Source organism: Butyrivibrio fibrisolvens, assembly GCF_023206215.1.
Taxonomy (GTDB): Bacteria; Bacillota; Clostridia; order Lachnospirales; family Lachnospiraceae; genus Butyrivibrio; species Butyrivibrio fibrisolvens_C.
On sequence record NZ_CP065800.1, the window covers coordinates 2,604,676 to 2,618,004 of the forward strand.

Below are 13,329 nucleotides of genomic sequence, written 5' to 3' on the forward strand. Positions count from 1 at the left end.
AAGTATGGAATCAACACACTGAAAATTGTTGTATAAAAGGAGGTCTAAAATGCAGACATTTATCGGCAACAGTTTCAACAAAGATGCCAAAACAGCGGTTGCAGAAGCTACCAAAGGGCTTAGCAATCCGCATATGATACTCTTTTTTGCTAACTTCAATATGGTTGAAGCTGTAGCAAAAGAGCTCAAAGAACGTTATCCTGATGTGCCTACTATAGGGACATGCGCGATCTCATATTATGAGAAGGATGCAAGCGATAATAAACTCGTAGTAATAGGATTTGGTTCTGATGCTAAGGTCAAGGTTGGCGTTCTTAGGTATCTCTCAACGACTCCTTTATATGACATAATGGATCTTAAAAATGCAGTCAAGGAAGTTGCCCCCGGAGATGAAGATACTATCTGCCTGGAATTCTGTACCAATGACGAAGAGATTCTTGTTACAACTATGAACGTAGTTCTGGGTCAAAAGAAGGTAAGACTTGTAGGCGGAACTGTATTTGGAGTTCCTGATGGTAAAAAAGGCTGCGTTGCAGTTAATGGCGAGATCTATGAAGATGCATGCTGTTATGCAGTTATAAAGAATACTTCCGGCAAGATAAGAACGTATTCTGAGAATATCTATAAATTAAAACCGGATGCCAAGAGACATATCGCTACTAAGGTCAATCTTAAGACCAAGGAGCTGGTTCAGATGGATTACAAGCCGGCATCAGAAGTATATGCCAATGAGCTGGGTATCCCTAAGAGCCAGATTGTTGATAACGTGCTTGAGAATCCTCTCGGACGTATTCTGGGAGACGAAGTCTATATCTGTTCTCAGTATGGAATAGGAGAAGGCGGATCTCTTATCAATTATAAGAAGTTCAATGAAAATGATACTGTTGCGATCCTGCATCTGGAAGATTATGAAGCTATAAATGCTGATACCAGAAGCAAGATCAAAGCAGAGAATCCAAAGATATCCTTTGTTTTTAGTGTTAACTGTATATACAGGCATTTGCTCTTTACTAACAAGAATCATCTGCAGGATTTCATGAATGACATGGGTAGCCTTGGCAAGCATGTCGGAGTTGTAGGTGGTGGAGAGCAGTACAAGACACAGCACGTTAATCAGACAATGGTCTGCGCAGTATTTGATTGATGGAGGTATGATATGGCTTTCTTCAAAAAAACGAAAGAGAATGTGGATCAGAATGCAGTCCAGGGTGTGCAGGCCAGAAACATAGCAGAGCAGCTTGCGCCTCTTGCAGAAGCAGGCAAATTTGCTGTTGAGCAAAAAGAAAAGCTCCAAAACGAGGAAGCGGTAACCATTGAAGGTATCGAGGAGATCGGTAACCACTTCGAACAGGTAAAAGACAAATATGACAATATCATCAATGCCGTAGATGCCTTTAAAGAGCAGTTCGAAAATGTAAGATCTATCTCTGATACATTCGAGAATATCGTTGAGAAAATGGTCAAGACAGCGGATGATTCTCATGAAGGAATGAACAGAGTGGATGATAGTTCTAATTCTGTATCAGATACTATCGATGCGATGCAGGAGGTATTTGATAAGTTCCAGGAAAGCTTTGATGAGATTCAGGATCAGGTCAATCAGATCAACGCTTTTGCCAACCAGACTAACCTCCTTGCCCTTAATGCTTCTATTGAAGCTGCGAGAGCAGGTGAAGCAGGTAAGGGATTTGCAGTCGTTGCAACTCAGGTCAATAAGCTCTCTATTGAGATCAAGAACCTTGTTGCATCAATTGATACAGGTATGGCCAATCTTAATGCCAACAACCAGTCTCTTAAGGACTCACTTGGCAAGACCAAAGAAGCTATAGAGCAGTCTCATACAGAGATCGTTGCAACTCAGGAGATCATTGGTAACATTAAGACTGTTGCGGATGAAGTCGGAGATCAGAGCCAGGAGATGACTGGGGTATTTGCTAAGTGCGACGAGTCAATCGAAGCAATATCCGGAAGTATCGAAGAATCCAATCGCTACTTTGGCAATGTTACTGATAGTATAGTTGAACTCAAGAACAAGATCACCAAGAAAGGTCTTATGTTTGAAGACATGAACAATGTACTGAGCCAGTTCGCTCCTTACATCGATAAGATCGTTAAAGATAACCAGTAATCCGGAAGTATCACAAAGAATATAAGTGATAATAAATGAATTAGACATCGTTTTCTTAGTGCGATAGACAATTGTTTTGTCAATACTAAGAAAACGATTGTCTTTTATATAGGGAAAAGGAGCTGTGTAGTAAGTCATGATAGAAATGAATCCTGTAATTATTTTGGCTATAGTTTTTGGGATATTCGGTCTCTGGATTTTTCATAAGACGTTTAAAGTTTTTTTCACCAGTTTTACTCAACTTATCATCTCTGAATTTGCAGGTGCTATGTTATTTGGTGTGTTAATGGCAGTATTGGTAACAAAAAAACCATTATTATCTATTGTGATAGTAGCCTTGATAGGCTGTATTTTAACATTTACAAGTAATACAGGCTTTCATAGAGGCGTATCAATTGTAAGTACTGTGGCAGTAATTGTTCTGATTTATTTTTCGAGTAAGTATTTGGCGAGTCAGACAATTGTTGATGAAAAAGTTAAGGAGATGGTAGGGGTTTATTTTAGAGACAATGACTTAAGCGGAGATGTTATAGGAATAGATGATTATTCTGGTGTGATGGTTGCGGAAAATTTTATTACAAATGTTAATAAGTCTGAGGAACAACTTGATGAAGAAAATATAGTTGTTGTGCAAATGGAGATTTCCAATATAAAAAATAATAGAGTTTATGCGGAAGATGACAAAGGAAATAATGTGGAGTTTGTTTATGATGAGTCAAACAAAACCATTACTGTTGAAAAAATAACTTTAATTGAAGGTGATTCTCTAAGATTTAAAGGGGTTTATACATTTAGGGAAATTAGCGAAAATGAACTAAGTCCCACATCATATGAAAATAAAGAAGACAATTCCGAACAAGATAGCGATGAAAGAGTGGAAGAATATTTGGAACAAGAGCGTGATAATAATGCTGAAGAAAATTGCGAACAACAGGATTTTACTGATCAAAACATTGGACAAAGTGAGAGTATAGTTTCAGCCGAGAATAATTATAATGAACTGATAGAATCTATAGTGAACTATTACGTTATCGAGTATGGTACAAACAATGTAGCAGGAGAACTTGATTATGAGACTGAAGATGTGTTGACTTTTAGATTGTATGATCCTTATGCAACTACAACTTCTAATACATTGGGGTATTATGAGTATTATTTAAAAACTGGAGAATGGAAAGATGCAATAACAGGAGATGTAATTATTCTTGATAATACTGATACAGCAAATTCTGAATCGTTTTTAAATGATAATAATAGTTTTGATGATTACATTCTTCCTTATAGTGATGAAGTATTGTTAACAGAAGCGGATTTAGAAAATTTGTCACCTCAAGAATTATCTTATGCAAGAAATGAGATATATGCAAGACATGGCTATATTTTTAAGTCAAACGAATTAAATAATTATTTTATGAGCAGAACATGGTATACTCCAGATGTCAATTTTGATGGGATTTTATATGGAATAGAACTAGAAAATGCAAATTTTATAAGAGAATACCAAAATGCTCACGATAAAAATTATAAGCTTGATTCATAAGGAATCATTTTTATAAAAAATGTTTCAAATTCAGTTTAGTATTTATAACGCTACAAGGGAAAGTTGTTTAACAGGAACAGCTTTCCCTTGTAATATATTCGGCTGAAAATTCTTCAAGTTTCTTGGCTTTGTTGTCTGTACTTATAATTTCAATTAGTTGTGGTATCTTAAAAACATTATCATGAACTGTTTTTAATGCGAACAATAATATCCGAGTTGTATAGAATACAGTTTTGGTAATTCTCTAAACGACTAAGAGGTATGCGTTCATCTGGTAATCAAAGCAGGAAAGCGGAATTCTTTATTATTTATTGGACTCGTTTTGAAAATGTTGTATAATCAAAATGTTGTGCAAAAAAGTATAACTTAAACTTTTCGATTGGGCTGCGAGGTATCCTTGAAGGCTTTGCAGGGGACGCAGCGCTGTGGATGCAGAATATAGATCTTAGCCACGCTTTTTAATCGTTTTATAAATTTCATGAGCGTGATAGATGGAGATTTTTATTCTGCCTGGGGTCCACATGTTTGAGCGCAGCGAGTTTGGACCCCAGAATAAAAATATACAGATATCATGCCATGAAATATAAAACGATTAACAGCGTGGCTAAGATTTATATTCTGAATCCACAGCGCTGTGTCCCTATGCCAACCCTTCAAGGATGCTGCACAGCCCCTAGCGAGAAGCTTAAGTTTATAATTCTTTATTATGAAAAAAGTTTTAATTCTTATCGAACATATTTTTTTCACAAATATATGAGAGAATGTTTCTGTTCGATTGCTGCAGGGATTTAGGCAATAGGCTCTGCGCATAAGATCAGGCACGACACAATAATTTCAGGGAGGTCTACAAAAGTTGATTGAGGTAGATAATATTGTCAAAACCTATGGCGACTACCAAGCCGTCAATCATTTGTCTTTCAAACTTGAAAAAGGCAAAATCTATGGTTTCCTTGGCCCTAATGGTGCCGGTAAATCCACGACTATGAACATAATGACAGGATATATAGCAGCAGACAGCGGAACTGTTACTATCAACGGTCATGATATCCTTAAGGAGCCCGAAGAAGCTAAAGCATGCGTTGGCTATCTTCCGGAGATTCCACCTCTTTACATGGATATGACAGTTGGTGAGTATCTTCGCTTTGTATGCGAACTCAAGAAAGTTCCTAAGAAAGAAGTGAGAGAGCACATCGTTAAGATCCTTGCAGATACTATGCTTGGAGATTACGAGCATCGTATGATCCGCAACCTTTCCAAAGGTTATAAGCAGAGAGTCGGCCTTGCGCAGGCACTTGTAGGTGATCCTGAAGTTATAATACTTGATGAGCCTACAGTTGGACTTGATCCTCAGCAGATCAACCAGATGCAGGATTTCATGAGGTCCCTTAAGGATGACCATATCGTGATCTTAAGCTCACATATCCTTTCACAGGTAAGTGCAGTTTGTGATTACATCCTTATAATGTCTCACGGCGAGCTTGTACAGCAGGGTTCAGAAGAAGAGCTTGAAGCCGGTGAGAACAAGTCTCAGGTACTTAAGGTTCGTCTTCTTGCAGAGCCTTCCCAGATCAAAGAGGCTCTTAAGGGCATCGCTCATATTAAGAGTATTGAGATTGGTGATTCTAAGGATGCTGACGGCGCATATGAAGCTGTTATCACAACTGACAGCACAGTAGATATCAGGAAGGATGTAGGTCTTGCATTTGCAAAGGCTTCAATCCCTGTTATCGAGCTTACTGAGAAGAGGATCACTCTTGAAGATATCTTCCTTACAGCTACAACTCAGACTCCCGGCTATATCGACCATGCCAAGGTGAGAAAAGAGAAGAAGGAAGAAAAAGAGCTTTCAGAAAAGCGTAAGGAAGCTAAAAAAGCTATCAAGGAAGCAGCAAGAGCTGCAGGTCTTGATCCTATAATGCCTGAAAGTGAAGAAGAGGTTCTTTCTGATGAAGAGCTTGAGAAGGCAGCAATGGGAGAACTCGATATCGAGGATATTGATGATGTTATTTCAGAAGAAAGTACAGACGAAAAAGTTGATTCTGAAGATGAGGAGGCGAATGAGTAATGCTTGCAATATTTAAAAGAGAGTTCAAATCCTATTTTCAGACCCTTGTAGGTCCTATCGCAATTGATATTATCCTTGTATTTGGCCTTTTGTTCTTCTGGATCTATAACCTTATGAACGGTTATTCAGATCTTGCCAATACATTGTATAGCATGTGTATGTATGGATTTACTTTTGCTATACCTGTTCTTTCAATGAGATGTTTTGCTGATGAGAAGAGAAATAAGTCAGACCAGCTTCTTTTTACAGCACCCGTTTCAATAGGACAGATCGTTATAGGTAAGTTCCTTGCACTTGCAGCAGTAGTTGCAATACCTGTTGCACTGCTTTGTGTACTTCCTCCTATCATGGGAATCTTCGGAACAGTTCCTTACAAGTGGGACTATGTTATGATCCTTGGCGTACTTTTGTATGCACTTATGATCATCGCGATCAGTATGTTCATGTCTTCACTGACTGAGTCTGCTACGATCGCTGCTGTATTCTCAATCCTTGTAACTTTCCTTGGAATGGTACTTGGAAGCTTCTATAGCAATATTGGTAATGAGAAGGTTGCAACAGTTCTTTCTGCAGTATATGATTTTGGTTCAAGACTCATAACTTTATTGAACGGATCCTTTGATATTACTGCAGTAGCATATATGCTGACTGTTACAGCTCTTTTCCTCTTCCTTACAACTCAGTCTATTCAGAAGAGAAGATATACTGTTTCTAAGGAAAATGCTTCTGTTGGTATGTATTCTGCGATCATGACTGTAGTCATGGTAGTGGTTGTAGTATTTGTAAACCTTGCAGCAAGCCAGATTCCGGAGAAGTATCGTATCATCGATGTTACTAATAACGGTGCATACTCACTTACAGATGCTGCCAAAGAGGTTGCATCATCTACAAGTGATGAGATCTCTATCTACCTTATGGGTACACAGGAACAGTATGAGGCATATACATACACTCAGACAATTGTTGATAATATCAAGATGTTCCAGCGCTACTCAGGCAAGATCTCTTATGAATTCATAGACCTTGAGACAAAACCTAATTTTGCTCAGGACTATACAACAGATACAGTTTCTACTTACGATGCTATCGTTTATGACAAGTCTACTAACAGAACCAAGGTTATAGCACTTGAAGACTTCCTGGTACTTGAAACTGATTATCAGACATATCAGCAGAATATCACAGGATATGATGTTGAGGGTGAGCTTGCTCAGGCTATCCAGTACGTACAGCTTACAGAAGACAAGCTTGTAAAGGCTTATACACTTACAGGTCACAATGAGACAGCTTTCGAGACATCATTTACAGATGTTATCGCCAAAGCTAACGTATCTACAGAGGATCTTACACTTTATACAGCAGATGCAGTACCGGATGATTGCAGCCTTCTTATCATCAACTACCCTCAGACAGACCTTAAGGCTGACGAAGTTGACAAGATCAAGTCTTATATCGACAAGGGCGGCAATATCCTTGCAATCTTCGGTTATGTCGGTGATGCAGATATGACCAACTTTAACACAGTACTTGCATACTACGGCATTACTAACAGTGCACAGCTTGTATATGAGAACGACGCAGAGCACTATTATGCATATCCTCTTACCAATGGAGGTCTTGCTAACGGACAGCTCCTTCCTGTAGTTAACTCTTCAAGCGAGATAACTAAGGGCGTTGGCTCTATCAATGCTCCTATACTTGCAGTTTATGCAACAGGGCTTTCATACAATGCTGATGCTACAGATACAACATATACCGAGATACTTACAACATCTGATCAGGCATCACTTTTATCTTTTGCGGCTGACGGAAGTTATCAGTTCAGTGATAAAGGTACTCAGGTAGTAGGGCTTGAAGCCGATAAGACACTTGCTGATGGAACAACATCAACATGTATCGTATATTCAAGCTGCAATATCTTTAATGAGACAGTAGATACATGGACAGGCGGAGCGAACCTTGCACTTTTTAGTAATACATTTACATCTATGATCGCTCTTGATTCTACATTTGTATCTATACCTGCCGAGTATATGAACACAAGCATCAGCTACTCAACCAAGGCAATGTCTACTATCAAGATCGTATGGTGGATCATCATCATAGCTATACTTGCAAGCGGAATAGTAGTATTTGCTAAGAGAAGACATATGTGATCTGTATACATCGAATTTTGTTGATCACATCTGTATGATCTAATATATGGAACGAGGCACGTTATGAAAAAACAAAAGACACAGCTTATAATAATCCTTGTGGTACTGGCTGTAATGGTTGCTTCTTACTTCGCGCTTTCTGCTCATAATAAGAAAGTTGTAGAAGATGAAGCAACAGACGATTACACATTACTTACATTGGATACAACTAAGATATCAGAAATAAAAGTTACAAAGACAACCAAAACAGAAGTTACAAATGAAGCGGATTCTGCAGCAGATGGAACATCTGCCAATGATGCAGGTGCAGAAGCTTCTAACACAGAAGATACTTCATCAAGCGCTGCTGCAGGAGATGGCGCAGATACTACAGCGTCAGAAGCACTTACTGCTGATGTAGCTGCAACTACAGATGCAGCTGCAGAAGGAACTTCCGCAGAAGAAACTTCTGCAGAAGGGACTTCTGCTGCAGAGCCTGTATATGAATACTCATCAGAAGTTGCATATGACCTTGTGCTTGAGAATGGAGCATGGTATCTTGCTTCAGATAAGTCGCTGGAGGTAGATCAGGACAGCGTAGCTTCTCTTATCTCAAAAGTAGCTACTGTAACATCCAACAAAGAGATAGCAGGAGTAACAGATTTCGCCCAGTACGGACTTGATCATCCATCTCTATCTATTGAAATAACATTAAATGATGGAACCAAGACTAATATCTATGTGGGCGATTATAACTCAGTATCAAGCCTCTATTATGCTAGGATAGGCGATTCTGCTAATGTATATATGATCACTGCAACTCTTAGTACATCATTTGGCGTAGAAGGATCATCTTTTGAAATAGTTGACTCATCTGCAAGCACAGTAGAGACAAGTGCAGGGATCACAGGAGTAGATATAGATGCAAGTGCAGCATCATCAGCAGCTGCAGCACAGTCTTCTCAGAATGCATCAACTAAGGCTTCTGAAGGCGATTCAACATCCGCATCTACTGACAATACTACAGAGTCAGCTGTAGTAGCAGAGTGATCTTTTTTATAGAAATATAGAAATATTACCGGCTGTCAGAAACATCATTAAAAAAGCTGTAATAACGCTAAAACACAACTATATAACAGAGCTCACGCGTTCAAAAACATAAATAAACAGCCATCGAGAATTAGTAATAATTCTGCGATGGCTGTTTTGCTTATATACTTATTTTAACCTAATAAAACACTGACTGAAAAAGGGCGATGTATGTTTGGATAACGCGAAATAACGTGAAGGTTTGGTTGGTAATATTATGGAATATAGCTCCTATTGCAACAATGTACCTATTTATTTATAATGAATGTGTTGATTTTTTCGGGGGAAGCGTTATAATCAAAAATGCTTGCGCTTATGCGCGGCATAAAAAACGTAGCACGGAGGATTTCGCATGAGTTTGTGCGAGGTTGAGAATAATGGTACTTATCGCATCACAAGTTTAAACCTTGAGGATGCTAACGGGGAGAGGCTTAAAAGCCTTGGCCTTAAGCAGGGCACCGAAGTCAAAGTTATCAGTAGGAAGAAACAAGGATCTCTTATTATAGAATCCTGCGGAAGGCAGATAGCTTTGTGCAAGAATTTCGCATCAGCTATAGATGTAGAGTAATCCGGTCGTCACTAGGTGTCATAAGTTTTTTTGACCACCTACATCATTATATGAAAGGACGTATTAGTAATGGCTGCTAAGATCAGAACAAGATATGCACCGAGCCCAACAGGACGTATGCATGTCGGCAATTTAAGAACTGCTCTTTATGAGTATTTAATCACAAAACACGAAGGCGGAGATTATATCCTCCGAATTGAAGATACAGATCAGGAACGTTTTGTTGAAGGTGCTACAGAACTTATTTATGATGCACTTAGAAAGACAGGACTTAAGCATGATGAAGGTCCGGATATCGGCGGTCCTGTAGGCCCTTATGTTCAATCTGAGCGTCAGGCATCAGGAATCTATCTTGATTATGCTAAACAGCTTATAGACAAGGGTGAGGCATATTATTGCTTCTGCACACCAGAAAGACTTGCGTCACTTAAGCAGGTTATCGATGGCAAGGAAGTTACAGTTTATGACAAGCACTGTCTCCACCTTTCCAAAGAGGAGATAGAGAAGAACCTTGCAGAGGGAAAGCCCTACGTAATCCGTCAGAACAATCCTACAGAAGGTACTACAACCTTCCATGACGAGCTTTACGGCGATATCACAGTTGACAACAAAGAACTTGATGATATGATCCTTATCAAATCAGACGGGTTCCCGACATACAATTTTGCTAACGTTGTAGATGACCACCTTATGGGCATCACACACGTTGTTCGTGGTAATGAGTATATTTCTTCCACTCCTAAGTACAACCGTCTCTATGAGGCATTTGGATGGGAGATTCCGAAGTATATTCACTGCCCGCTTATTACAGATGAAGATCACCACAAGCTTTCCAAACGTTCAGGACACAGCTCATTTGAAGATCTTCTTGAGCAGGGCTTCCTTGTAGAGGCTGTAGTTAACTTCATCGCACTTCTTGGATGGTCTCCTGAAGACAATGAAGAGATTCTTAGTCTTGATGAGCTTATTGAGAAGTTTGATTACCACCGCATTAATAAGTCCCCTTCAGTATTTGACTATACTAAGCTTAAGTGGATGAACGGTGAGTATTTAAAGCGTATGGATGATGACAAGTTCTATGAGCTTGTACTTCCTTACATGAAGGAAGTTATCACAAAGGATGTTGATTTCCACAAGATCGCAGCTATGATCAAGACTCGTATCGAGATCTGGCCTGATATTGCAGGAATGATTGACTTCTTTGAGAAGGTTCCTGAATATGATAATGCAATCTACTACAACAAGAAGATGAAGACTGATGCGCAGACATCTCTTCCTGTACTCAAAGAGCTCCTTCCTCTTATCGAGAGCATTGATGACTATTCTAACGACAATCTCTTTGCTAAGATCAAAGAGTTCGTACAAGAGAAGGGTTATAAGAATGGTTATGTATTATGGCCTCTTAGAATCGCACTTTCCGGTAAGGAGCAGACACCTTGCGGCGGAACTGAGATCATGGAAGTTCTTGGCAAGGAAGAGTCCATAGCACGTATCAAAGCTGCTATAGCTAAGCTTGAAGCATAATTATCACATATTCTTGTTATTATAAGATCATATTATCTCGTAGATGTCGGCGTGAAGATGGTTCATTTTCAAGTCGACGTCTACGGATATCTTGAAAATTCAAATTTAATCTGTATTATTCTGATTATTCTGTTTACTAAAATCATAATTAGTTATAAATCATGATTAGTATAAATCTGACCAGTTAATAATATCCCATCAGGATTCAAGAAATTATATGTTCTAAGTTCATCAAGAAATTAAAACAAGTAAAAAAGTTTTATGGAGGAAAATAATGTCATTTGCAGGTCAAACTGTGGTGACCGGCAATCCCGCTCAGATCGACGCGATAACGCATATAAACGGTCCGGCCATGGTCCTGGCAGGTCCTGGGAGCGGTAAAACCTTTGTTATATCAGGACGTATCAAGTTCCTGATAGAGCAGGCAGGCGTCAGTCCAGATTCTATTTTAGTCATCACATTTACTAAGGCAGCTGCACTTGAGATGCAGCATCGCTTCTTTAAAGAAACATCCAGACAATATCCTGAAGTCCACTTTGGAACATTTCATTCTCTTTTCTATCATATGTTATGCCTGTCCAAACCGGGATATCACCCGAATTTACTAACTTCAAGAGATAAGAACAAAATAATAAAAGAGTGCCTTTTAAAGATAATAAAAAGTCATAAGGATGAAATAAGACAAAAAGAGGATTATGCAGCTTTATCAGCAGATGATTATGCCGGCATCCTGTCGGAAATAGCAAGGATCAAGAATGATAACTGTAGTCCTTCGGAATGTAATAGGGACGTTCCTTACTGCGACTTTTTTGAAGAAATATACAATAGCTATATACAAAGCTGCAGTGATCTTGGTTTTATCGACTTTGAGGATATGATCCTGGAGTGCTACAGGATGCTCGCTTGTAGCCCTGACATTCTGACAAAATGGCAAAAGAGCTTTAGATATGTTCTTATCGACGAGTATCAGGATATCAACAGGCTTCAGGAAAGTGTCATAAGGCTTCTTGTAAGGCAGCACCGGAACATATTCGTGGTAGGCGATGATGACCAGTCTATATACGGATTTAGGGGGTCAAGGCCTGAGATAATGCAGGAGTTTAGAGAAGTCTATGAAGATACAAAGCTTATAACTCTTGGGATTAACTACAGATCTGGAAGCGAAATAATCAAAAATTCAGGACTTATCATAAGTCAGAACAAGGTTCGTTTTGATAAGTCTCAGGAGAGCGCAAGTGATGACAATCATGGCCTTTGCAAGGGCTTTGTATATGATAATGCCAAAAGTGAGACCAAGGCTATAGCAGACAATATAGAAGCTGACGGCGATTATGATAACACTGCCGTATTATATAGAACCAATCTTGAAAGCGAGATGATAGCGCTGGAACTATCATCAAGGGGGATTCCATATGTATCCTCATCGGCTGCTATTAGTATCTATGAGGATCCTTGTGTAAAGACTATTCTTTCTTATCTTAAATATGCGGTTAATGGGCATAAGCGCGCAGATTTTTTTGCCATAATGAATTGTCCTCTTAGATATATCAAAAGAGATGCGGTCAGACATGAAAATGTTATAGAAAGAGACCTTCTTGACTACTACAGAGCCAATCCTTCTATGAGGGAGACAGTGTCTAAGCTCTTCAGACAACTTGCTCTTGTAGAACGTATGAGATCAGCGCTTTCACTTAAATATATCATGAATGAGATGGGAGTATTGAAATTTCTTCTAAAGGATAAGTCCAAAAGCGATACAGACAGATTGAATGATATCTTTGATAAGCTCATGCAGGATGCCTTCGCTTATCCGGATGCCAGTGAGTTTCTGCAAAAAGCAGATGAAGATATAGTAAGGGCACAGAAGGAGAGACAAAATAGAAAAGGAAAAAGTAATAAGGGTGTAAAGATAATGACGATGCATGCATCTAAAGGACTTGAGTTCGATACGGTGTATCTTCCGAGCTTGTGTGAAGGATCCATACCTAACAGGAAGTCTGTCATGCCGCATCAGATCGAGGAGGAGCGCCGTATGCTCTATGTAGGCATGACTAGAGCCAAAAAGCGCCTGTACCTAAGCTATATAAAAGGTGATGAAGACAATCCCCGAATGCCGTCCAGGTTTCTAAGACCTATTATGGACTTATTTAAGTAGAGTTACAAAATTAAAATATATCTACTTCAGAATATTGGCGATAACACCGATATACTACTTAGCGGAAGTTGCAGTTGTCACCTGTTCATCATGCCTTTATTACAAATGAGCTGATGAACCGGAGC

The 13,329-nt window shown here is 39.1% G+C and carries 9 protein-coding genes; all 9 read left to right on the plus strand.

The features are described from left to right. Nucleotides 1–49: 49 nt before the first annotated feature. Nucleotides 50–1,144, plus strand: coding sequence for an FIST N-terminal domain-containing protein (locus I7804_RS10755; protein WP_248403393.1), 1,095 nt, complete (start codon nt 50–52; stop codon nt 1,142–1,144). Nucleotides 1,145–1,156: 12 nt separating this feature from the next. Continuing rightward, entirely contained in the window at nt 1,157–2,128 is a 972-nt protein-coding gene (locus I7804_RS10760; protein ID WP_022758477.1) for a methyl-accepting chemotaxis protein, read from the plus strand. A gap of 136 nt (nt 2,129–2,264) precedes the next feature. Next, on the plus strand, nt 2,265–3,668 hold the full coding sequence (locus I7804_RS10765) for a YARHG domain-containing protein (protein WP_248403395.1): 1,404 nt from the start codon (nt 2,265–2,267) through the stop codon (nt 3,666–3,668). 853 nt (nt 3,669–4,521) lie between these two features. Then, nucleotides 4,522–5,733 (plus strand): ABC transporter ATP-binding protein, encoded by a 1,212-nt coding sequence (locus I7804_RS10770; protein ID WP_080656036.1) that lies wholly within the window; start codon nt 4,522–4,524, stop codon nt 5,731–5,733. Next, on the plus strand, nt 5,733–7,889 hold the full coding sequence (locus I7804_RS10775; protein WP_022753909.1) for a Gldg family protein: 2,157 nt from the start codon (nt 5,733–5,735) through the stop codon (nt 7,887–7,889). The genes I7804_RS10770 and I7804_RS10775 overlap by 1 nt, the downstream gene beginning before the upstream one ends. Before the next feature lie 63 nt (nt 7,890–7,952). Further along, complete coding sequence (locus I7804_RS10780) at nt 7,953–8,918, plus strand: DUF4340 domain-containing protein (RefSeq protein ID WP_248403397.1); 966 nt, start codon at nt 7,953–7,955, stop codon at nt 8,916–8,918. Between the two features lie 391 nt (nt 8,919–9,309). Next, complete coding sequence (locus I7804_RS10785; RefSeq protein WP_248403399.1) at nt 9,310–9,525, plus strand: FeoA family protein; 216 nt, start codon at nt 9,310–9,312, stop codon at nt 9,523–9,525. Between the two features lie 69 nt (nt 9,526–9,594). Then, nucleotides 9,595–11,049: a glutamate--tRNA ligase gene (gene gltX, locus I7804_RS10790; RefSeq protein ID WP_248403401.1), complete on the plus strand. Its 1,455-nt coding sequence runs from the start codon at nt 9,595–9,597 to the stop codon at nt 11,047–11,049. A gap of 274 nt (nt 11,050–11,323) precedes the next feature. Then, nucleotides 11,324–13,204 (plus strand): ATP-dependent helicase, encoded by a 1,881-nt coding sequence (locus tag I7804_RS10795; RefSeq protein WP_248403403.1) that lies wholly within the window; start codon nt 11,324–11,326, stop codon nt 13,202–13,204. Nucleotides 13,205–13,329: the final 125 nt, after the last annotated feature.